This window comes from Micromonospora globbae (assembly GCF_036184225.1).
Lineage (GTDB): Bacteria > Actinomycetota > Actinomycetes > Mycobacteriales > Micromonosporaceae > Micromonospora > Micromonospora globbae.
The window spans coordinates 2,168,987-2,189,887 of the sequence record NZ_CP108084.1 but is presented as its reverse complement, the minus strand read 5'-3'; the positions used below and the strand labels follow the sequence as shown (position 1 = coordinate 2,189,887).

20 protein-coding genes are annotated in these 20,901 nt (G+C 73.8%); 11 read left to right on the top strand and 9 right to left on the bottom strand.

Going from position 1 to position 20,901, the window contains the following annotated elements; all coding sequences use genetic code 11:
- Positions 1–2 precede the first annotated feature (2 nt).
- From OG994_RS09760 to OG994_RS09740, 5 genes are read left to right on the top strand one after another with little or no spacing between them, the layout of a single operon-like run.
- On the top strand, positions 3–959 hold the full coding sequence (locus OG994_RS09760; protein WP_120329241.1) for an ABC transporter permease: 957 nt from the start codon (positions 3–5) through the stop codon (positions 957–959).
- On the top strand, positions 956–1,840 hold the full coding sequence (locus OG994_RS09755) for an ABC transporter permease (RefSeq protein WP_120329240.1): 885 nt from the start codon (positions 956–958) through the stop codon (positions 1,838–1,840). Before OG994_RS09760 ends, OG994_RS09755 begins: the two co-directional genes overlap by 4 nt.
- Complete coding sequence (locus OG994_RS09750) at positions 1,840–2,892, top strand: ABC transporter ATP-binding protein (protein WP_120329239.1); 1,053 nt, start codon at positions 1,840–1,842, stop codon at positions 2,890–2,892. Before OG994_RS09755 ends, OG994_RS09750 begins: the two co-directional genes overlap by 1 nt.
- Positions 2,889–3,890, top strand: a complete 1,002-nt coding sequence (locus tag OG994_RS09745) for an ABC transporter ATP-binding protein (protein ID WP_120329238.1) — start codon at positions 2,889–2,891, stop codon at positions 3,888–3,890. The genes OG994_RS09750 and OG994_RS09745 overlap by 4 nt, the downstream gene beginning before the upstream one ends.
- Positions 3,887–5,674 (top strand): gamma-glutamyltransferase family protein, encoded by a 1,788-nt coding sequence (locus OG994_RS09740; RefSeq protein ID WP_328852907.1) that lies wholly within the window; start codon positions 3,887–3,889, stop codon positions 5,672–5,674. The genes OG994_RS09745 and OG994_RS09740 overlap by 4 nt, the downstream gene beginning before the upstream one ends.
- Here OG994_RS09740 and OG994_RS09735 read toward each other — a convergent pair.
- Positions 5,656–6,357: a GntR family transcriptional regulator gene (locus OG994_RS09735; RefSeq protein ID WP_158610106.1), complete on the bottom strand. Its 702-nt coding sequence runs from the start codon at positions 6,355–6,357 to the stop codon at positions 5,656–5,658. The two genes, OG994_RS09740 and OG994_RS09735, sit on opposite strands and share 19 nt — an antisense overlap.
- A gap of 99 nt (positions 6,358–6,456) precedes the next feature.
- Here OG994_RS09735 and OG994_RS09730 point away from each other — a divergent pair, with 99 nt between their 5' ends.
- A complete protein-coding gene (locus OG994_RS09730; RefSeq protein WP_158610105.1) occupies positions 6,457–7,173 on the top strand; it encodes a YoaK family protein in 717 nt (238 codons plus the stop codon).
- A 119-nt stretch (positions 7,174–7,292) separates the two neighbouring features.
- On the top strand, positions 7,293–8,801 hold the full coding sequence (locus tag OG994_RS09725) for a pyridoxal phosphate-dependent decarboxylase family protein (protein ID WP_328852906.1): 1,509 nt from the start codon (positions 7,293–7,295) through the stop codon (positions 8,799–8,801).
- Between the two features lie 3 nt (positions 8,802–8,804).
- Here OG994_RS09725 and OG994_RS09720 read toward each other — a convergent pair whose 3' ends face one another.
- From OG994_RS09720 to OG994_RS09685, 8 genes are read right to left on the bottom strand one after another with little or no spacing between them, the layout of a single operon-like run.
- A complete protein-coding gene (locus tag OG994_RS09720; protein WP_328852905.1) occupies positions 8,805–9,761 on the bottom strand; it encodes an NAD(P)-dependent oxidoreductase in 957 nt (318 codons plus the stop codon).
- A complete protein-coding gene (locus OG994_RS09715; protein WP_328852904.1) occupies positions 9,758–10,612 on the bottom strand; it encodes a class II fructose-bisphosphate aldolase in 855 nt (284 codons plus the stop codon). The genes OG994_RS09720 and OG994_RS09715 overlap by 4 nt, the downstream gene beginning before the upstream one ends.
- 9 nt (positions 10,613–10,621) lie before the next feature.
- The gene (locus OG994_RS09710; RefSeq protein ID WP_328852903.1) at positions 10,622–12,151 is read right to left on the bottom strand and encodes a xylulokinase; all 1,530 of its coding nucleotides are present in this window, start codon (positions 12,149–12,151) and stop codon (positions 10,622–10,624) included.
- Positions 12,148–13,041 carry an SIS domain-containing protein gene (locus tag OG994_RS09705; RefSeq protein WP_120329231.1) on the bottom strand — a complete coding sequence of 298 codons (894 nt, stop codon included), beginning with the start codon at positions 13,039–13,041 and terminating at the stop codon, positions 12,148–12,150. Before OG994_RS09705 ends, OG994_RS09710 begins: the two co-directional genes overlap by 4 nt.
- Positions 13,038–13,844 (bottom strand): MBL fold metallo-hydrolase, encoded by an 807-nt coding sequence (locus OG994_RS09700; RefSeq protein ID WP_328852902.1) that lies wholly within the window; start codon positions 13,842–13,844, stop codon positions 13,038–13,040. Before OG994_RS09700 ends, OG994_RS09705 begins: the two co-directional genes overlap by 4 nt.
- Entirely contained in the window at positions 13,841–14,779 is a 939-nt protein-coding gene (locus OG994_RS09695; protein WP_328852901.1) for a shikimate dehydrogenase family protein, read from the bottom strand. The genes OG994_RS09700 and OG994_RS09695 overlap by 4 nt, the downstream gene beginning before the upstream one ends.
- Entirely contained in the window at positions 14,776–15,462 is a 687-nt protein-coding gene (gene deoC / locus OG994_RS09690; RefSeq protein ID WP_328852900.1) for a deoxyribose-phosphate aldolase, read from the bottom strand. Before deoC ends, OG994_RS09695 begins: the two co-directional genes overlap by 4 nt.
- Positions 15,449–16,030, bottom strand: a complete 582-nt coding sequence (locus tag OG994_RS09685) for a glucose-6-phosphate isomerase family protein (protein WP_204985198.1) — start codon at positions 16,028–16,030, stop codon at positions 15,449–15,451. Before OG994_RS09685 ends, deoC begins: the two co-directional genes overlap by 14 nt.
- Positions 16,031–16,395: 365 nt before the next feature.
- Here OG994_RS09685 and OG994_RS09680 point away from each other — a divergent pair, with 365 nt between their 5' ends.
- Genes OG994_RS09680 through OG994_RS09665 form a run of 4 tightly spaced genes read left to right on the top strand, consistent with a single transcriptional unit; the run spans position 16,396 to position 20,881 of the window.
- The gene (locus OG994_RS09680; RefSeq protein WP_328852899.1) at positions 16,396–17,217 is read left to right on the top strand and encodes a DeoR/GlpR family DNA-binding transcription regulator; all 822 of its coding nucleotides are present in this window, start codon (positions 16,396–16,398) and stop codon (positions 17,215–17,217) included.
- On the top strand, positions 17,214–18,278 hold the full coding sequence (locus tag OG994_RS09675; protein ID WP_328852898.1) for a sugar ABC transporter substrate-binding protein: 1,065 nt from the start codon (positions 17,214–17,216) through the stop codon (positions 18,276–18,278). Before OG994_RS09680 ends, OG994_RS09675 begins: the two co-directional genes overlap by 4 nt.
- A 21-nt stretch (positions 18,279–18,299) precedes the next feature.
- Positions 18,300–19,844 (top strand): sugar ABC transporter ATP-binding protein, encoded by a 1,545-nt coding sequence (locus OG994_RS09670; RefSeq protein ID WP_328852897.1) that lies wholly within the window; start codon positions 18,300–18,302, stop codon positions 19,842–19,844.
- Positions 19,845–19,846: 2 nt separating this feature from the next.
- Complete coding sequence (locus OG994_RS09665) at positions 19,847–20,881, top strand: ABC transporter permease (protein WP_158610103.1); 1,035 nt, start codon at positions 19,847–19,849, stop codon at positions 20,879–20,881.
- Positions 20,882–20,901: the final 20 nt, after the last annotated feature.

The window sequence follows — 20,901 nt, the reverse complement described above, 5'->3', positions numbered from 1 at the left end:
CGATGTCCCGGTATCTGATCACCCGCGCCTGGCAGTCGGCGCTGACCCTGCTGCTGTCGACGGTCGTCGTGTTCCTCGGGGTGCGGGCGCTCCCCGGGGACCCGGCCCTCGCCCTGGCGGGGGAGGACCGGTCGCCGGAGGCGCTGGCGGCCATCCGCCACCACTACGGGCTCGACCAGCCGCTGCCCCTGCAGTTCGCCCGCTACCTCGGACGCGTGGCGCAGGGCGACTTCGGGGAGTCGATCCGCACCGGCGTGCCGGTGTCGTCGATGCTCACCACCGCCCTGCCCGTGACGGTTGAGCTGTCCGTCCTGGCGATCCTCATCGCCACGGCGCTCGGCGTCGGCGCCGGGGTGCTCGCGGCCGTCCGCCGCGGGCGCCCCGCCGAGTGGCTGGCCAACGGGCTGGCGCTGGTCGGCCTGTCCGTGCCGCACTTCTGGCTCGGGCTGCTCGCGATCCTCTACCTCTCCGTGGCCACCGGCCTCTTCCCGGCCTCCGGGTTCGTGCCGCTGGGGGACGATCCGGTGGGCAACCTGCACCACCTCGTGCTCCCCGCCGTCATCCTCGGCACCGGACTCGCCGCCATCATCATGCGGCAGACCCGGTCGGCCATGCTCGACTCGCTCTCCTCCGACTACGTGCGCACCGCGAAGGCGAAGGGGCTGCGGCCGCGTGCCGTCATCAGCCGGCACGCCCTGCGCAACAGCCTCATCGTGGTGGTGACGATCGTGGGTCTCCAGCTCGGGGGCCTGATCTCGGGGGCCGTCGTCACCGAGCAGATCTTCGGGCTGCCCGGCTTCGGCAAGATGACCATCGACGCCGTGTTCCAGCGGGACTACCCGGTGATCCAGGCGGTCGTCCTGCTCACGGCGACCGCGTACATCGTCATCAACTTCCTGGTCGACCTGCTCTACTCGGTCATCGACCCGCGCATCCGGGTGGCGGGTGGTGCCGCATGACCGTCCTCACCGTACCCATGGCGGAGGCCACGCCGGCCGGCACCACCCGCCGGGCCCGCGTCCTGCGGCGGCTGCGACGCAACCCGCTCGCCGTCGTGAGCTTCGTCGTGCTGGCGCTCGTGGCGGTCGTCGCCGTGCTGTCGCCGTGGATCGCGCCCTACGCGGTCGAGCAGACCGACTTCGCCCACACGTTCGCCCCGCCGGGCACCCCGGGCCACGTGCTGGGGACCGACGACCTGGGCCGCGACGTGCTCTCCCGGATCATGCTCGGCGCCCGGGCGTCCCTCCAGGTGGCGCTGCTGGCGGTCGCCACGTCCCTGGTCGTCGGCGTGCCGCTCGGCCTCGCCGCGGGCTACTTCCGGGCCTGGGACGCCGTGATCTCCCGCCTGACCGACCTGCTGCTCGCGTTCCCGTTCCTGATCATGGCGGTGGGCCTGGCGGCCATCCGGGGCGCCAGCCTGACCAACGCGGCCGTGGCCATCGGGATCGCGCAGATCCCCGGGGTCATCCGCGTGGTGCGCTCGGACACCCTGCGGCTCAAGTCGCTGGACTTCGTGGCCGCCGCCGTCGTGGACGGCGCCAGCGACCTGTGGGTCCTCGCCCGGCACGTCCTGCCCAACGCCACGTCGGTGATCCTCGTGCAGGCCACGGTCGCGGTCCCGGCCGCGATCCTCGGCGAGGCGGTGCTGTCGTTCCTGGGGCTGGGCATCCAGCCTCCGGCGCCCAGCCTCGGCACCATGCTGGCCACCGCCCAGCAGTTCGCCGCCCGGGCCCCGTGGGCCGCCGTCCTGCCCGGCGTGGTGATCATGGGGCTGGCGCTCGCGTTCAACGTCTTCGGCGACGCGCTCCGGGACGCCCTCGACCCGAAGGGAGACCGGTGATGACCGTCGTGCAGGCCGCCGGCGCGGCGGCCGCGACCACCGGCGCGCCCGTGCTGGAGGTACGCGACCTCTGCGTGTCGTTCCGCACGGAGGGCGGCTCCGTCTCGGCCGTCGACCGGGTGACCCTCGACCTCGCCCCCGGCGAGATCGTCGGCCTCGTCGGCGAGTCCGGCTGCGGGAAGAGCGTCACGGCCATGAGCCTCGCCGGGCTGCTCCCCGACAGCGCCCGGGTCTCCGGCTCCGTGCGCCTGGAGGGCACCGAACTGGTCGGTACGCGGGAGTCGGTGCTGCGCCGCGTCCGCGGCAAGGAGATCGCGTACATCTTCCAGGAGCCGATGACCTCCCTGAACCCGGTGCTCACGGTGGGCCGGCAGATCGGCGAGGCGTTGCAGGTCCACGAGCGGATGTCCCGGCGGGCCGCGCGGGCCCGCGCCGTCGAACTGCTCTCCCTCGTCGGCATCCCGTCGCCCGCGACCCGGGTCGACAACTATCCCCACCAACTCTCCGGCGGCATGCGCCAGCGCGTGATGATCGCGATGGCGGTGGCGTGCGGCCCCAAGGTGCTGGTGGCCGACGAGCCCACCACGGCCCTGGACGTCACCGTCCAGGCGGGGATCCTGAAGGTGCTGCGCGACCTGCGCGACCGGCTCGGCACCACGATCCTGATCATCACGCACGACCTCGGTGTCATCGCCGACGTGGCCGACCGGGTCGTGGTCATGTACGCCGGGCGGATCGTGGAACGGGCGCCGGTCACCGACCTGTTCGCGCACCCCCGCCACCGGTACACGGCCGGGCTCCTGTCGGCGTCGCCGACGCCCGGCGTGCACGCCGGCAGCCAGCGGTTGCAGGAGATCCCCGGTCTCGTGCCCGTGCTGTCCAGCCAGCCCGACGCGTGCACGTTCGCCGACCGCTGCCCGGCCGCCGACGCGCGGTGCCGGTCGGCCGCGCCGCCCCTGGAACCCGTCGGGTCCACGGCGGCCGACCACCTCGCCGCCTGCTGGCACCCCTGCCCGACGCCCCGGACGCAGCCGGAGGAGACGACCCCATGACGGCGGAACCACACGCCCTCGAACTCGAGGACCTCGTGATGCACTTCGGGCCGGTCCGTGCCGTGGACGGCGTCTCCCTCACCATCCCCCGGGGCCGGGTCACGGCGCTGGTGGGGGAGAGCGGCTCCGGGAAGTCCACCGTGGGCCGGTGCGTCGTCCGGCTCGTGGAGCCCACCGCGGGCGTGGTCCGCATCGCCGGGACGGACGTCACCCACCTGCCCCGGCGGCAGCTGCGCCGGCACCGCAGCCGCGTCTCGATCGTCTTCCAGGACCCCGCCGGCTCGCTGGACCCGCGCATGCTCGTCGGCGACATCGTGGCCGAGCCGTTGCGGCTGTCCCGCACCCGGATGTCGCGGCGCGACCGGGACGCCCGCGTCGCCGCGGAACTCGGCCGGGTGGGCCTGCGGGCCGAGGTGGCCCGCCGCTACCCCCACGAGCTCTCCGGCGGCCAGCGCCAGCGGGTCAGCATCGCCCGCGCCCTGATCTCCGAGCCCATGCTGCTCATCGCGGACGAACCCACGAGCGCGCTCGACGTGTCCGTCCAGGCGTCCGTGCTCAACCTCCTCGCCGACCTGCAGCGGGACATCGGGTTCGCCTGCCTGTTCATCACCCACGACCTGTCCGCCGTGGAGTACCTGGCCGACGACATCGCCGTCATGTACCTCGGCCAGCTCGTCGAGACGGGCTCCCGCGAGCAGATCTTCACGCGTCCGGCCCACCCCTACACGCAGGCGCTGCTGTCGGCGGCGCCGGTGGCCGACCCGGTCCGCCAGCGGGAACGCCAGCAGGTGCTGCTCGGCGACGACCTGCCCTCGGCACTGGACCCGCCGTCCGGCTGCCGCTTCCGCACCCGGTGCCCGCTCGCGTTCGACCGGTGCGCGACCGAGGTGCCGGCGCAGATCGGGTACGGCGACGGCATGGCCGCCTGCCACCTGGTCCGGCCGGACGGCACGCGACCCGACGTCCGGGCCGCCGACACGAGTGAGGTGCTCTCATGATGTTCACCACGAGGCCGACCCTGCAGGGCACGTTCGGGATGGTGTCCTCGACCCACTGGCTCGCCAGCCAGGCGGCCATGGGCATCCTCGAACGCGGCGGCAACGCCTTCGACGCCGCGGTCACCGCCGGGTTCGTCCTGCACGTCGTCGAACCGCACCTCAACGGGCCGGCCGGGGAGGTGCCCGCCATCGTGGCGACCGCCGCCGACCCGGCGCCGAAGGTGCTCTGCGGGCAGGGACCGGCGCCGGCCGGCGCCACCATCGCGCACTTCCGGTCCCTCGGCATGGACCTCATCCCCGGCGCCGGCCCCCTCGCGGCGGCCGTGCCCGGCGCCGTCGACGCCTGGCTCCTGCTGCTGCGCGACCACGGCACGTTCCCGCTGGCCGAGGTGCTGGAACCGGCGATCGGCTACGCCGGCGCCGGCCACCCGCTGGTCGGCCGGGTCGGCGCGACCGTCGCGTCGGTGCAGGACCTGTTCGAGGAACACTGGCCCACCTCCGCGCAGCTCTGGCTGCGCGGCGGGCGGCCCCCCGCCGCGGGCGAGCTGTTCACCAACCCGGCGTACGCGCGGACCCTGCGGGGACTGGTCGACGCCGGGCGGGCCGCCGGCGGCGACCGGGAGGCGCAGATCGAGGCGGCCCGCCGCGCCTGGCGGGAGGGATTCGTGGCCGAGGCGGTCGACCGGTTCAGCCGGCAGCCGTTCCAGGACTCCAGTGGCACCCCGCACGCGGGCCTCGTGACCGGCGCCGACATGGCCGCCTACTCGGCCACCTGGGAGGAGCCGGTCACGCTCGACTGGAACGGCTGGACGGTGGCGAAGACCGGGTTCTGGGGGCAGGGGCCGGTGCTGCTGGAGACGCTCGCCGTCCTCGACGCGCTGGGCGACCCGGCGGCGTACGACCCGGGGACGGCGGCCGGCATCCACGCCCAGGCCGAGGCGCTCAAGCTCGCCTTCGCCGACCGTGAGGCCTGGTACGGCGACGTCCCCGTGCCCGCCAAGGCGCTGCTCTCCCCGGAGTACGCGCGGGAGCGGGCGGCGCTCATCGGCGACCGGGCCTCGACGCGGCTGCGGCCGGGGCGCCCCGAGGGGGCCGACCCCCGCCTGCCGGCCCACGTCCGGCACGGCGCCGAGGAACGGGCCGGGTCGACCGACCCGACGACGGGGGAGCCCACCGTACGCGCGGACGGCGTGACCCGCGGCGACACCTGCCACGTCGACGTGGTCGACCGCTGGGGAAACATGATCTCCGCGACGCCGAGCGGCGGCTGGCTGCAGAGTTCCCCCACAATCCCGGACCTCGGCTTCCCGCTCGGCAGCCGGTTGCAGATGCTCTGGCTGGAGGAGGGGCTCGCCTCGTCGCTCGCGCCCGGCCGCCGCCCGCGCACCACGCTGAGCCCCACGATGGTGCACCGCGACGGCGAGCCGGTCATGGCGTGCGGCACGCCCGGCGGTGACCAGCAGGACCAGTGGCAGCTGGTGTTCCTCCTGCGCCACCTCGCGGGCGGCCAGTCGCTGCAGGAGGCCATCGACGCCCCCATGTGGCACACGGCGAGCCTGCCGGCCTCGTTCTACCCGCGCGGGTTCGAGCCCGGCGTCCTCGTCGTCGAGGACCGCGTGGGCGAGGACGTGCGGGCGGCGCTGCGGTCGTACGGGCACGAGGTGCGGCTCGCGGACCCGTGGAGTCTCGGCCGGCTCTGCGCGGTGACCCGCGACCCGGCCACCGGCGTGCTCGCCGCCGGGGCCAACCCGCGGGGCATGCAGGGCTACGCCTGCGGCCGGTGACCGTCCACGGTGCCGTAGCCGCCCTCGGCGTTCTCGAAGGCCGCCGCGGACGCCGCGTCGAGGTGGGCGAGGGCCGCCCGCTCGGCGCGGTCGCCGTCGCCGGACTCGATGGCGTCGACCAACTGGATGTGCTCGGCCCACGAGTGCGGCGCCCGTTCGGCGGCGCCCAGCCGGAAGACCCACTGCACGTGGAGGTACAGCGCCTTGGCGATCGACGACAGCCACGGGTTTCCGCTGATCTGGAGGATCCGCAGGTGCAGGGCGCTGTTCAGTTCGGCGACCCGGCGCAGGTCCTGCTTCTCCGTCGCCTCGCGGCCCTGCTCCAGCAGGGCCCGCAGGGCGGCCACGTCGGCGGCCGTGGCCCGCTCCGCCGCCAGCCGGGCGGCCAGCGACTCCAGCCGCTCGCGGACGGCGAACATGTCCGCGATGGTCCCGCTGCTCGGCGAGGCGACCACCGCTCCGCGCCGCGGCAGGATCACCACGAACCCCTCCGCCTCGGCGACGCGCAACGCCTCCCGGACGGGGTTGCGGGACACGCCGAAGTCCTCGGCGAGCCGGTCCTCGGTCAACCGCTCACCGGGAAGGTAGTCGCCGTCGATGATGGCGGCCCGTAGCGCCGTGAGGACCTGATCGCGTAGCGGCAGGTGTCGTGCGCCGAGCTTGTCCCGCAGGTCTTCCGCCAACCTGACCGCCTCTCCCGAAGTTCCGGGCAAAGTGTATACGAAGAACAATTTGTGAAGGGATGGCCGACAGTGCCGAGATCAGAGCCATCCGTCGTACCCGTGGGGGGCGCGACGGCGCGGGACGCCCGCCTCCTGCGGCGCCGGCACGCCCTCGTCGTCGTGCTCACGTTCCTGACCGGCGCCGCCGACGCCGTCGGTTTCCTCGCCCTCGGTGGCGCCTTCTCCAGCGTCATGACGGGCAACATGGTCCTGCTGGGCCTCTCGGCGGGCCGGGGGAACGCCGAGCTCGCGGTGACCGCCGGGAGCGCCATCGTCAGCTTCATCGCGGGCGTGCTCGCGGGCGCCCGCGTCGCCGGCGCGGCCCGCCCCGACGACCCGGTGTGGCCCCGCCGCGTCACCACGGCGCTCGGCCTGGAACTCCTGGTGTTCCTGGCGTTCCTCGTCGTCTGGGAGGTCAACCTGCCCGACCACTCCGAACGCGTCGACCTCACGCTCCTGATGCTGTCGGCGGCGGCGCTCGGCGTGCAGAGCAGCGCCATCCAGCGGTTCGGTGTGCCCGGCCTGTCGTCGACCTACCTCACCGGCACCCTCACGAGCCTCATCGGCGGCGTCGCCGCGCGGAGCCCGTGGCATCGCCTGCGCCCCAAGGCCGAGATCCTGCTGGCCCTCATGTGCGGCGCCGCCGTGGGCGCGCTCGTGGCGCTGCACCAGCCCGCGTGGGCGCCGGCGCTGCTGCTCGTGCCGCTGGTGACCGTCATCGCGGTCGCCGCGCGCATGCCGCAGGAGCCGGCCGTCGAGTCCCCGGCCTCGGTGTAGGCCGCCCGGGCACCGACGTGGCGGCCGCGCCGAGACCCGGCGGCCGGGCCGCGCGCCCCGGCCGCCGGCCGGCGGCCGGCGGGGCACCGCCGGAACCGTGATCGCACTATCCTCCGGCCATGACATCGATCTCACCCGTGGCGCGGGATGCCGACTCCGCCCTGGACCCCTCCCCGGAGCGGATCCGCGAGATGGGCGCCCAGGCGGTCGACTGGATGGCCGCCTACCACGAGGCGGTCCGCGACCTGCCGATCGCGCCCCAGGCGTCCGCCGCCGCCCTGCGGGAGGTGCTCGCCGAGCCGCTGCCCGCCGAGGGTCGCGACTTCACCGAGCTGCTGGCGGTGTTCCGGGACGTGGTCGTGCCCGGCAGCCGGCACAACGGGCATCCGCGCTTCTTCGGCTACGTCTCCGCGCCCGGCACGGCGGTCGCGGCCGTGGCCGACCTCCTCGCCTCGGCGCTGAACGCGAACCTGCCCGCGTGGCGGTCCGCGCCCGCCCCGGTCGAGCTGGAGCACGTCGCCATCGACTGGATCAAGGAGGCGCTGGGCTGCGACCCCGGCGCCGGCGGCCTGTTCACCAGTGGTGGGTCGATGGCCAACTTCACCGCCCTCGCGGCGGCCCGGCACCGCCACTGCGGCGCGGAGGTCGCCGCCCACGGCGCGGCCGCCCATCCCGCGCCGCTGCGGGTCTACACCTCCACCGAGACCCACCACTCCATCCACAAGGCCGCCGCCCTGCTCGGCATCGGGCGCGCCAACGTCCGGGAGATCCCGGTGGACGCCGGCTTCCGGATGGACGTCGACGCCCTCGTCCGAGCCATCGAGGAGGACCGCGCCGCCGGGGCGGAGCCGTTCTGCGTCGTGGCGAACGCCGGCACCGTGGTCACCGGCGCCGTCGACCCGCTTGCCGACATCGCGGCGGTCGCCCGGCGGTACGGGCTGTGGATGCACGTCGACGCCTGCTACGGGGGCTTCGCCCGGCTGGCGCCCTCGGCGCGCCCGCTCTTCGACGGCCTGGCCGAGGCCGACTCGATCTCCCTCGACCCGCACAAGTGGCTGTACCTGCCCGCCGACTGCGGCTGCCTCATCTACCGCGACCCCGAGGCGGCCCGGGCCGCCTTCACCCTGGACGCCGACTACACCCGGGTGACGCAGACCGACCCCGCCGAGGCCTTCGCCTTCTGGGACTACGGCCCGGACCTGTCCCGGCGCTTCCGCGCGCTCAAGGTCTGGATGACCCTGGCCCACGCCGGGTCGCGGGCGGTCGGGGACGCGATCGAGGGCAACCTCGACTGCGCCCGGCACCTCGCCGAGCTCGTCGACGCCAGCGCCGACTTCGAGATGCTCGCCCCGCCGGGACTGTCCATCTTCTGCTTCCGCTACCTGCCACCGTCCGCCCGCACGGGCTCGCGGTCGGCCGCCGACGAGGAGGCGATCGACCGCCTCAACGAGCGCATCATGGTCGCGCTGCAGCGGGCCGGCAGCTCCTACCTGTCCAACGCGAGCGTCAACGGCCGGTTCGCCCTGCGCGGCTGTGTGCTCAACTACCGCACGACCCGCCGGGACATGGAGATCCTGCTCGACGACGTGCGCCGCGCCGCCGACGAGGTGACGGCCGAGGCGCCCTGACCGTCACGACCCGCCGGACGCCTCCGTCCCCTGCTGGCCGCGCTCGTCCGCGAGGGCGGCCAGCAGGTTGTCCACGGCGGCGTCGGAGGCCCGCCGTACGCTCTCGGCCGTCGCGGCGCCCAGGTGCGGGGTGGGCAGCACCCGCGGGTGGGCGAGCAGGGCCGACGGCGCGGGCGGCTCCCGGTCGAAGGCGTCGACGGTGTAGAGGGCGATGCGGCCGGAGTCCAGCTCGGCCAGCAGGGCGTCCTCGTCGACCAGGGTGGACCGTGCGGTGTTCAGCAGGACGGCGTCGTCGCGGAGCAGGGCGAGTTCGGGCGCGCCGAGCAGCGGACCGTCGGGCGACGGCGGGACGTGCAGCGACACGACCTCGCTGGTCCGCAGCAGGTCGTGCAGCGGTAGCAGCGGCACGTCCCCGGCGTCGCGCACGAACGGGTCGTGCGCGACCACCCGCATCCCGAGCCCGGCCGCCAGGTGGGCGAGCCGACGCCCGATCGCGCCGAAGCCGACCACGCCGAGCGTGCGGCCGGCGGCCTCGCGTCCGGTGGTGCGCCGCCACTGCCCGGCGCGCAGCGCCGCCGCGGCCTCGGGCAGCCCGCGCAGGCCGGCCAGGGTGAGGGCGAGGGCGAGTTCGGCGACCCCCTGGGCGTTCGCACCCCGGGCGGTCAGCACCCGCACCCCGGAGGCGGCGGCCGCCGCCATGTCGATGGCGTCGCAGCCCGCACCGTTGCGGCTGATGACCCGCAGCGTGTCGGCGTGTGCCAGCACCTGCGCGTCGATGGGCTCCACACCGGCGACCCAGCCGACGACGCCGGGCACGGCGGCGAGCAGGTCCTCCCGGGTCGGCTGCCGGCCCGGTGCGGGGGTGACGACGGTGTAGCCGGCGGCCTTCAGCCGGTCGACGGCGGGTGAGCGGCCCGCCGACATCGACCGCGGGGTCACCAGGACGCGGGGGCCGGTCACGGCGCGACCGCCGCCGGTTCCGGGCCGAGCAGCCGGATGAGTCGCTCGACCTCGGCCGCCATCGCCTCGCGCGCCGGCGCGACGTACCGGCGGGCGTCCAGCAGCGCCGGGTCGGCCTCCAACCGGGCACGCACCTCGCGGGTGAACACCTTGTTGAGGTGCGTCGCGATGTTGATCTTCGTCATGCCGCGCCCCACCACCTTCCGCAGGGTGGCGTCGTCGACGCCGGACGACCCGTGCAGCACCAGGGGAGCGGGCAGCCGCGCGGCGATCGCCGACACCAGGTCCAGGTCGACCACCGCCGTCCGGTCGGCCATCGCGTGGGAGGTGCCGACTGCCACGGCGAGCGCGTCGACGCCGGTGTCCGTCCAGAACCGGCGGGCCTCCTCCGGGTCGGTCCGTACGCCCGGCGCGTGCACACCGTCCTTCCCGCCGATCTCGCCGAGTTCCGCCTCGACCGCGACCCCGTGGGCGTGGCAGTGCGCGACGACGTCGCGGGTGGTGGCCCGGTTCTTGTCGTCGGGCAGCCGGGAACCGTCGAACATCACGGACGTGAACCCGAGGTCGACCGCCTGGTGGACCAGGTCCACGTCCTCGGCGTGGTCGAGGTGGACCACCACGGGAACGGTCGCCGACTCGGCGAGCGCGAGGGTGGCGAGGGCGATCGGCCGGAGCCCGCCGTGGTAGCGGACGGCGTTCTCGCTGATCTGCACCACGACGGGGGAGCGGGCGGCCTCGGCGCCGGCGACGATGGCCTCGGCGTGCTCCAGCAGGGTCGTGTTGAAGGCGCCGACGCCGTGCCCGGCGGCGCGGGCGGCGGCGAGGATGGGTCGGGGATCGGCGAGGGGCATGGACAGCTCCTAGATACGGTGGTCGTCGGGGGTGGAGGTCGCGGCGGCGTGGCGGCGGGTGGCGTCCCGCGCGGCGTCGAAGCGGAGGCGGGGCAGCGCGTAGGCGTCGGCGAGGTCCGGTCGCGGGTCGACCCGCAGGGCCTCCCGCCGGGCCTCGCGGAGCGGGGCGGTGTCCGACCACGCGCCGATCCCGAGCAGGGCGAGGGCCCCGGCGCCGAGCGCGGCCGCGTGCTGGGCGGCGTCGGGGCGCGCCAGTGGACGGTCGAGGAGGTCCGCGAGGACCTGCAACATGAGCCTCCCGCGGGCGCCGCCGCCGGTGGCGGTGACGGCGGGCCGTTCACCGGCCGGGTGCGCGGGCACGGCGGCGAGCATGGTCGCGGCGGCGTCGGCGAGGCTGAACCCGATGCCCTCGATGAGGGCCCGCGCCAGGTCGCCGTGCGAGTGCCCGAGGTCCAGCCCGAGGAAGGCGCCGCGGACGGCGGGCCCGCCCTCGGCGACCGTCCCGCCGGCCAGGGTGGGCACGCAGGTGAGGCCGTTCGCGCCGACCGGCGCGGCGGCCGCCTCGTCGAGCAGGGCGTCGATGTCGTCGCCACGGCCGAGGAGGGTCGCGAGCCACTGGAGGCTGCTGCCGCCCCCGAAGGTCGACAGCGCGGAGATGTACAGGCCGGGCAGGACGTGGTCGAAGACGAACGGCCGGGTGACCGGATCGAGGACCGGGTCCGGCCCGGCCACGGTGACCCAGTTGGACGACCCGAGGGACAGGTAGGCCGCCCCGGCCCGGTCGAGTCCCGCGCCGAGCGCCATGCACGAGTTGTCGACGCCGCCGGCGACGACCGGCACCCCCGCGGGCAGCCCCGTGGCGGCGGCGGCCTCGGCGGTGACCGTCCCGATCACCGTGGTCGACGCGACGACCTCCGGCCACCAACGGGCCGGCACGTCGAACCTGGCCAGCAGGTCCGCCGACATCGTCCGGGCCCGAAGGTCGTACGCGCCGCTGCCCGAGGCGTAGCTCGGGTCGGTGCACTCGACACCGGTGAGCCGGGCGTTCACCCAGTCCTTGCTCCCCAGCAGCCGGGTGGTGCGCGCGGCGAGGTCCGGGTGCTCGGCGCGCAGCCAGCCGGCCTTGAACACCGTGTACATGCCGCGCGGGAACCCGTTGCCGGTCGTCGTGTACCACTCGTCCTCACCACCGGCGGCGAAGTGGGCGGCCGCGGCCGCCTCGCCCCGCGTGTCCGACCAGATCGGCACCGAGTCCAGCAGCGCCGAGCCGTCGGCGCCGACCGGCACCATGGCGAGGCTGTGGCCGGACAGCCCGACGGCGGTCACCCGGTGCCGGCCGGCGTCGGCGTCGAGCAGGTCACGGCAGGAGCGGACCACGGCGGCCCACCAGTCCTCGGGGCGCTGCTCGTGCCGGCCCGGGGCCGGATAGCTGGTGGGGTAGGGGACGAAGGTGCTGCGGACGACCCGGGCGTCGGCGTCGACGAGCGCGGCCTTGCCGCCGCCGGTGCCGAGGTCGAGGGCGAGGACGACGTCGGTCATGGCCGCCCCGGCCGGTTCGGGTCGCGCACGGCCTCGTGGTGCAGCCCGGACCGCATCGTCGCCAACCGTGTCTTCATCGTCCGGATGTCCTCCAGCGCGGAGGCGTCGCGGCGCAGCAGCACCATCGTGGCGAGGACGTCGATGACCACGAGCTGGGCCAGCCGGGAGATCGTCGGGGTGTAGACGTCCGTGTTGTCCAGCGATTCCACGACCAGGGGGATGGTGCTCAGCTCCGCCAGCGGTGACCGGTCGCCGGTGATGCCGATGACCACCGCACCGCGCTCGCGGGCGACCCGCACGGTGTCCAGGATGGACACCGTGCGGCCGGTGTTCGAGATCGCCACGAACGCCGTGGACGGTCCGCTCGTGGACGCGGCCAGGAACTGCTGGTGGGCGTCGACCGGGGCCGAGCACGGGACACCGAAGAGGGGGAACTTCTGCTCGGCGTCCATCGCCACGATGCCGGAGGCGCCCAGGCCCACGAAGACGATGTGTGTCGACGCCGCGAGGGCTGCCACTGCCGCGTCGATCGCCGCGAGGTCGAGGTGGCGGCGTACGTGGTCCAGCGACGTGATGGAGAAGTCGAATATCTTGCTGACCGTGGTGCCGGTGTCGTCCTGCGCCTGGATGACCGACTGGGTGGCGGGGATGCCCAGCGCCACGCTCTGCGCCAGCTGGATCCGGAAGTCGTGGAACCCGTCGCAGCCGATGGCGTTGGCGAACCGGACGATGGTCGGCTGGCTGACCCCGGCGGCCTCGGCGAGTTCGGCGAGCGTCATCGGCACGACCTTGTGCGGGTCGGCCAGGACGACGTCGGCGACCTTGCGCTCGGAGCGGCGCAGCGTCGGCAGCCCCCGGTTGATGCGTTCCAGCACCGGTCCGTCGCTCATCGCGGCACCGCCAGGTCGAGAACGCCGCCGTGTTCCGGCACCCGGACGGTGACGCCGCGGCGGGCGGCGAGGGCGAAGTCGAACCCCGCGGGGTCGACCGTGTTGAAGTCGAACATGCCCCAATGATGTGGCACGAGCGTGCGGATCCCGGCCCCCGCACACAGCGCGACCGCCTCGGCGAAGGTGAAGTTGCCGGGCACCCCGTGGGCGAGGCGGTGGGCGTCGCGCCCGTTGACCGGCAGCAGCGCCACGTCGACGGCGAGGTCCCGCAGCCGTTCGACCTGCCCGGCCCAGGGGGTGCAGTCGCCGGAGTGGTAGACGCGCGTGCCACCGACCTCGACGACGTAGCCGAGGAAGTGGTCGTCGCCGTGGGCGTCCCGCCAGCGTTCCTCGTGCGCCGCCGGCACCGCCGTGACCGCGAAGGGCCCGTACTCGACCCGGTCGCCGTCGGCGAGCCCGTCCACGCGGGACGCCGCGGCGCCGGACCGGGCCAGCGCCTCGGACAGGACCGCCCGGGGGCAGGCCAGGCGGAGGTCCGGTTGGGCCGCCATGAGCGGGGTCAGGGTGCCGGGGTCCATGTGGTCGGTGTGCGCGTGCGAGCACAGCACGGCGCGCAGGGCCGGAAGGTCCGCGACGGCCACCGGCGCCGGTCGCATCCGGACGTGCGGGAAGAGGGTTCCGGCGTACTTGTCGGCCAGCGAGTCGGACAGGTACGGGTCGACGAGCAGGTGGGCGTCCCCGTCGCCGGTCGCCGCGGTGAGCCAGAAGCCGGCCTGCCCGAGCCAGCGTGCGCGTACCGTCATCGCACCTCCTGCGCGGCGTCGTAGAGGCGCGCGAAGCCCGGCCCGGAGGTGGGGATGCCGAGGCCGAACACGGCGTCGATGGCCCGGGTCCAGCCGTGGACGAAGTACCGCCAGCCGTCCTCGACGGTGAGCTGGTCCTCGGCGGCCCGGACCCGGGCCTGGCGCAGGAACGTGAGTTCGCCCCGGTAGTTGAAGTCCCAGGCGTATCCACCCCGCGGGAAGACCGCGGCGTCGGTCAGCGGCGAGCCGGGTCGGTCCTTGCCCATGCCGGTCGCGTTGACGACCAGGGCGCCCGGGGCGAGGTCGGCGAGCAGGTCGTCGTGGGTCGCCGTGGGCGCGAGCAGGTGGCTCTGCCACGTGATGGAGGCGTCGCCGCCCGCGACGTCCTCGGTGATGGCGGCGAGCCGGTCGGCGGAGATGTCCGTGATGACGACGCGCTCCGGCGACTCGTCGCCCGCCCGGTAGGCGAGGGAGTCGCACAGGGCCAGGGCGGCGCCGCCGGCGCCCATGACGAGCACGTCGCGGCCGGCCAGCCGTGGGACGAGGGCGTGCAGGGCCAGCTGGCTGGTGATCGGGTCGAGGGCGAGCCCGTCCACGTTCCCGTCGCGGGCGACGAGGGCGCTGACCTCGCGGAGCCGCGCGGCGTCCTCGTTGACCGTGCCGAACAGGTCGTGGCAGGCCGCGTACAGGTCGAGCTTGTGGGTGGTGACGAGCGCGCCGCGGGAGTGCTCGTCGTCGCGCAGGTGCTCCACCACCCGCCGGTAGACGGCCGGCGGCGCGCCGACCGGCACGTCGATGCCAACCAGGTCGACGTCGTGCAGGCCGAGGACGGGCCGCCACGCGGCGAACACCCGGTGGATGGCCGAGGAGCCGGTGGTGACACCGATGAAGTACATGGTGGGCCGCTTCGCGGGCCGCAGGTCGTCAGGCGTCACCGGCTCGCCTCCCGCGCCTCGGACACCAGCCGGACGGCGTGGGCGGTGTTGATGCCGAACCGTGTGGCGCCACTGGCGAGCAGGGCGCGCACCTGCTCCAGCGACCGGATCCCGCCGGAGGCCTTGATCTCGCGGTCCGGGCCGGCCACCTCGCGGATGACCCGCACGTGCGCGGGCGTGGTCGCGACGCCCTGCCAGCCGGTGCCGGTCTTGAGCGACTCCGCGCCGGCGTCCACCGCCGCCCGGGCCGCGTCGCGCAGTTGCCGCTCGTCGAGCAGGCCGACCTCGAGGATGACCTTCACCGGTACGCGTCCGCCGACCGCGTCGAGCACCGCGGCGACGTCGCGGGTGGCGGCGGCCAGCTCACCGGAGCGGACCAGGCCGACGTTCATCACGACGTCCATCTCCTGCACCCCGGCGTCGAGCAGCCAGCGCGCCTCGGTCGTCTTGACCTCGGTGGCCGTGCCGCCGGACGGGAAGCCGACCGGTGATCCGGTGTTCGTGCGCGAGCCGGCGAGCAGGGGACGCAGGACCGGGACCCACGACGGCAGCACGTGCGCGGCGACGAAGTCGCCGGCGAGGGCGTGGCGCGCGAGTTCCTCGACGTCGGCGCGTCCGTGCTGGGCCTGGACGGCGCTGATGTCCACCATGCGGGCCAGCGACGTGAGGTCAACGGGGGACATAGCCACGGTTCTCCTCCAGACGCCATCCGTCCCCGTCGGCGACGGCGCGGTGCCGCATGCCGCCGGAGCGGGCGATGATGTCGTAGTCCTGGCCGGCGTCGGCGGGGTAGCAGAAGAGCGTGACGAGGTCGGTGTCACCGAGGTTGACGCTGCGGTGGATGTGCACCGGCGGGACGTAGGCCACGACGCCGGGCCGCAGCTCGGTCACCACGGTCTGGCCGTCGAGGGTCTCCATGAGCATGAGGCCGTGCCCGGACAGGCAGTGGTAGATCTCGGTGCGGTCGTGCCGGGCGTGGATGTGCCCGCGGGTCATGTGGAACTCGCGCCCGACGCGTCCCGGCGACAGCGTGGAGATGCCGGTGATGAGGTCGCCGGTCGCGGTCGACGGACGGAACTCGTCGACGTGGTAGATGACCCGGTCGGCCTCGGTCGCCAGGCGCGCGGCGAACGCGGCCTCGTCGGCGAACAGTCCGTCGAGATCGGACAGCCTCTTCTCGTAGCGACCGGTGCGGCCGGCCATCTCCTGCGGGGTGATGACCAGACTCGGCCCTGGCAGCGGTTCGGACACGTGCTCCTCCTGGGTGGCTGGGAACGCGGGCAGAGCCGCACGCCCAGTGATTCTGTAGCAAACTTACAAGACGCCGTCCGACGCCCGCAATCCTGGTGTGGCGCTCGTGTAGCGAAGGTCCGTCACTGTTGCCCTGACGGGCCGACCGGACGGCAATACCGCCCTTTATTCCGGTTATTTCGGATAAGGTGGCGGGAACCACGGTAGGACCGCTACCGAAACCGAGGCCGTCCCACGTAACGTTTCGGAAACACCCGTTGACCTTTGGAACGCCAAATGTAGTGTTGCTCCCCAAGATGTGTGCCGTGTAGCGCAGGCCACATGGTGCGTGTGGGAAACCCACACCGTCGCGGAGGAGTGCAGCGGTGAAGGTGTCGGCTCGGCGTCACGAGATAGTCCAGCTCGTGCGCACCGCGGGGCGGGTGGACGCCGCCGAGCTGTCCCGGCGCTTCGCCGTGAACACCGAGACCATCCGGCGGGACCTGGCCGCGCTGGAGGCGGCGGGCGAGCTGCGCCGCGTCCACGGCGGCGCCGTTCCCCGCATCACCCTGGCCGCCGAGGGCCGCGTCGCCGGCCGGATCGCCGAACGCCGCGCGGAGAAGCTGGCGATCGCCCGCGCGGCGGTCGAGGAGATCCCCGCGTTCGGCGCCATCTTCATCGAGGCCGGCTCGACGACCGGTCATCTCAGCCGGCTGCTGCCCGACCGCGGCGACCTGCTCATCGTCACCAACGCCCTGCAGACCGCCCTCGAACTGACCGACCTCGGCCGCTCGACCGTGATGACCATCGGCGGCCGGGTCCGCTCCGAGAGCTACGCCGAGGTCGACGCGTGGGCCCTCGAACGACTCGCCCACCTGCGCTTCGACGTCGCCTTCGTCGGCGCCAACGCCGTCGACCTGACCTGGGGGCTGTCCACGCCGGACCCGAGCGAGGCAGCGGTGAAGGCGGCCATCCTCGCCTCCGCCCAGAAGACGGTGCTCATGACCGACCACACCAAGTTCGGCCTGACCGCCGCCTGCCGGTACGGCGCCGTCACCGACGTCGACCTCGTCGTCACCGACGCCGGGGTCACGCCCTCCACCCTCGACGACCTACGTGCCCTCGGCGTCGACGTCCGCACCGCGGACCCGGCCGAGGTCCCCGATCCCCCCACCAGCAGCATCCCCACCACCTGGAGGAACTCATGAGCACCCGCTCGCGCGTCGTCAAGGCGCTCACCCGCGGCTCAGCCGCACTCCTGGCCGTCGCCCTGTTCACCTCCGCCTGCGGCAGCGACGGCGGGTCGGGCGGCGAGCCGGCCGAGCCGATCGCCGGACGGCCCACGCCGACGGACCAGAAGCCGGACGAGAAGGTCAAGATCGCGATGATCGGCTTCGCCAACAACCCGTACTGGGTCTCGGTGAAGGCCGGCGCGGACTACGCCGACCGGGTGCTGACCGACCGCAACGGCGAGGTCGACTGGATCGTCGCCGGCGACAACATCGACGTGCAGACCGTGTCGAGCGCGATCCGCGCCGCCGACGCCCAGGGCTACAAGGGCATCGGCTTCTTCATCGCGGGCGAGGGCAACTGCGCCGACATCAAGACGCTGTCGGCCAAGGGCCTCAAGATGGGCGCCTACAACACGCTCTTCGACTGCGTCGGGGAGTCCGGCGGCACCATCAACTACGCGCAGGAGCAGTACAAGGCCGGCCAGCTCGCGGCCCAGGAGATGATCAAGGCCGCCGGCGGCAAGGCCGGCAAGGTCGGCATCATCGTCAGCCAGTTCACCGCGCCCGGCTCCGAGCAGCGGCGCAAGGGCTTCGTCGACGGGCTCCAGGGCTCGAACCTGACCCTGGTCGGCCAGGGCGTCGAGGCCAAGGACTCCGCGTCCAACACCTTCGCCGCGGCCCAGAACTACCTGCAGTCCAACCCGGACCTGGTGGGCATCTACGCCACGGCCGGTGGCCCCTTCGGCGCCGCCCAGGCCGTCGCCGCCGCCAACAAGCAGGACACGGTCAAGGTGATCGGCTACGACATCACCACCGAGAACATCGACGCCATCAAGAACGGCTCCATGTACGGCGTCATCGGCCAGGACGCCTTCGGCCAGGGCTACAACGTCGCCGTCGAACTGTTCAACGCGGCGGTGACCGGCCAGGCGCCGGCGCAGGTGACGCAGGAAGCCACCGCCCCGTTCGTCACCAAGGACAACCTCGCCGAGCACGACCCGGCGACGCTGCCCCTGGGTACGCCGGGCGCGTCCTGACAGGAAGCGACCAGCATCTCCATGGCTACCACCCCTGTTGACGACGTCAGGCCGGCGGCACTCGCGGCCGTCGGCCTGGCGAAGTCGTTCGGCGCCGTCCAGGCGCTGCGCGACGTCTCCCTGACCTTCCCCGCCGGTCAGGTCACCGGACTGCTCGGCGAGAACGGCGCCGGCAAGTCCACCCTGATCCGCCTGTGCTCCGGGCAGATGCGACCCGACCGCGGCCGGCTCCTCCTCGACGGCGCCGAGGTCAGCTTCGCCACGCCGCTGGAGGCCATCGCGGCCGGCGTCGTCGTGGTCAACCAGGAACCGCTGCTGATCGGTGAACTCACCATCGCCGACAACCTCTTCCTGTACGACCTGGGGGAGCGACCCGGGTACGGGCGGGCCCGCCGCAGCGAGAACGTCCAGCGGGCCCGGGCCCTGCTCGACCGGCTCCGCATGGCCGACTACCTGCCGGACCCGTCCACCTTGTGCCGGGACCTGTCGGCGGCCTCGCGCCAGATGGTCGACATCGTCCGGGCGCTGTCCCGCCAGCCGAAGGTCCTCTTCCTCGACGAACCGAACTCCAGCCTCACCCGCGAGGAGTCCGAGCGGCTGTTCGCCGTCATGAACCGGCTGCGCGACGAGGGCGTCGCCGTGGTGCTCGTCAGCCACCGCCTCGCCGAGGTCTACTCGATCGTCGACAACGTGATCGTGCTGCGCGACGGCACGTTCGTCGCCGCCGGCCCGCCCGACGAGATCGACCAGGAGCGGGCGGTCGCGTTGATGGCCGGCGAGCGCAAGCGCGCGGTGGTGGCCGAGGTCATGGCCGACCGCGCCGAGGCCACCGCGCAGGCCGAGACGGCCCTCGAACTGGACGGGCTGACCGGTGACGGGTTCGCCGGTGTGGACCTCACCGTCCACCGCGGCGAGATCGTCGGCATGGCCGGGCTGGTCGGCGCCGGCCGTACCGAGATCGCCGAGGCGGTCGTGGGTCTGCGGCGGGTCAGCGGGGGACGCATCCGCGTCGGCGGCCGTCCCGTCCGGATCCCGAACCCCGGCCGGGCCCAGCGGCTGGGCATCGCCTACGTCGCCGAGGAACGCCGGACCGAGGTGTTCCACGAGCAGAGCGTCGGCTACAACCTGACGGTCCGCATCCTTTCCTCGCTCGGCCGGCTGGGCTCGGTCTCCCCGGGCCGCGCCGGCCGGGCCGCCCGGGACCTCGCCCGGCGCTTCGGCGTGAAGGCCGCCTCGATCGAGGCGCCCATCACGTCGCTGTCCGGCGGCAACCAGCAGAAGGTGCTGCTCGCGCGGGCCCTCGCCGCCAAGCCCGAGGTGCTGATCCTCGACGAGCCCACGCGGGGCGTCGACGTCGGCACGAAGGCGGAGATCTACGCGACGCTGCGCGAACTCGCCCACGGCGAAGGGCTCGCCGTGTGGTTCATCTCCTCCGAACTGGAGGAGATCGTCGAACTCGCCGACCGGGTCGTGGTGATCCGGCGCGGCCAGGTCACCCTCGACGCCCCGAACAACGCCGGACCCAACCCCATTGTCGCCGCCGCCATGGGCGCAACCGAAGGATGAACATGAGTACCACGACCGCTCACACCCCGGAGCGCACCTGGAAGGGCCGCGCCCTCTCGGCGGTGAAACGCCAGGAAGCCGGCCTGCTCGGCGTCATCATCGTGCTCGGCCTGCTGGTGACGCTGGCCAACGACAACTTCCTCAGCAAGGACAACCTCTACAACGTCCTGCAGACCGTCGTCGTGGTCGGGATCATCGCGGTCGGGCAGACCTTCGTCCTGATCGCCAAGGAGATCGACCTGTCCGTCGGCTCGGTCCTCGCCCTGTCGGCGGTGAGCGCCGGCGCCGCCTACGGCAACGGGGTGAACCCGTGGCTGGCGATGGCCATCGGCATCGGCGTCGGGGCCCTGAGCGGGTTCGCCGTCGGTTCCGTCGTCGTCCTCGGCCGGGTCAGCTCGTTCATCGTCACGCTCGGCATGCTGTCGATCGCCCGGGGCCTCACCCAGCTGATCACCGGCGGCCTCCCGCAGACCATGCCGAGCGAGCTGTCCTTCATCGGCCAGGGGCGCGTGCTGGGCGGCATCCCGGTCAGCGTCATCATCTTCCTGGTGCTGGTGATCCTCGGCCAGCTCCTGCTCACCCGTACCGTCTTCGGGCTGCGCGTCACGGCCGTCGGCGACAACGACGCGGCCGCGCGCACCAGCGGCATCCCGGTGGGTCGCACCCGCATCCTCACCTTCGTCCTGATCGGCACGCTGGCCGGTGTGGCCGGCATCGTGTTCTCCACCCAGGTCGGCGTCGCGGAGGCCCAGGCCGGTCTCGGGTACGAGCTGGACGTCATCGCGGCGGCCGTCATCGGCGGCGCGAGCCTCTCCGGTGGGCGCGGGTCCATCATCGGCGCGTTCCTGGGCGCCTGCCTGCTCGGCGTGCTGCGCAACGCGTTCATCCTGCTCGCCCTGTCGCCGTTCCTCCAGCAGCTCAGCATCGGCCTCGTGATCGTCCTCGCCGCGCTGTTCGACCAGTGGCGCCAGGGCAACCTGCGGCACTTCAGCCTCGGCAACCTCCGGCAGCGGCTCGCCAACCGCACCAACGCCTGACCCCACCCGAAGGGACCACC

What these genes read in the sequence shown, in the direction of transcription:
- OG994_RS09760 (WP_120329241.1), top strand. Translation starts at nt 3, where the DNA reads ATGTCCCGGTATCTGATCACCCGCGCCTGGCAGTCGGCGCTGACCCTG.
- OG994_RS09755 (WP_120329240.1), top strand. Translation starts at nt 956, where the DNA reads ATGACCGTCCTCACCGTACCCATGGCGGAGGCCACGCCGGCCGGCACC.
- OG994_RS09750 (WP_120329239.1), top strand. Translation starts at nt 1,840, where the DNA reads ATGACCGTCGTGCAGGCCGCCGGCGCGGCGGCCGCGACCACCGGCGCG.
- OG994_RS09745 (WP_120329238.1), top strand. Translation starts at nt 2,889, where the DNA reads ATGACGGCGGAACCACACGCCCTCGAACTCGAGGACCTCGTGATGCAC.
- OG994_RS09740 (WP_328852907.1), top strand. Translation starts at nt 3,887, where the DNA reads ATGATGTTCACCACGAGGCCGACCCTGCAGGGCACGTTCGGGATGGTG.
- OG994_RS09725 (WP_328852906.1), top strand. Translation starts at nt 7,293, where the DNA reads ATGACATCGATCTCACCCGTGGCGCGGGATGCCGACTCCGCCCTGGAC.
- OG994_RS09715 (WP_328852904.1), bottom strand. Translation starts at nt 10,612, where the DNA reads ATGCCCCTCGCCGATCCCCGACCCATCCTCGCCGCCGCCCGCGCCGCC.
- OG994_RS09710 (WP_328852903.1), bottom strand. Translation starts at nt 12,151, where the DNA reads ATGACCGACGTCGTCCTCGCCCTCGACCTCGGCACCGGCGGCGGCAAG.
- OG994_RS09705 (WP_120329231.1), bottom strand. Translation starts at nt 13,041, where the DNA reads ATGAGCGACGGACCGGTGCTGGAACGCATCAACCGGGGGCTGCCGACG.
- OG994_RS09700 (WP_328852902.1), bottom strand. Translation starts at nt 13,844, where the DNA reads ATGACGGTACGCGCACGCTGGCTCGGGCAGGCCGGCTTCTGGCTCACC.
- deoC (WP_328852900.1), bottom strand. Translation starts at nt 15,462, where the DNA reads ATGTCCCCCGTTGACCTCACGTCGCTGGCCCGCATGGTGGACATCAGC.
- OG994_RS09675 (WP_328852898.1), top strand. Translation starts at nt 17,214, where the DNA reads ATGAGCACCCGCTCGCGCGTCGTCAAGGCGCTCACCCGCGGCTCAGCC.
- OG994_RS09670 (WP_328852897.1), top strand. Translation starts at nt 18,300, where the DNA reads ATGGCTACCACCCCTGTTGACGACGTCAGGCCGGCGGCACTCGCGGCC.
- OG994_RS09665 (WP_158610103.1), top strand. Translation starts at nt 19,847, where the DNA reads ATGAGTACCACGACCGCTCACACCCCGGAGCGCACCTGGAAGGGCCGC.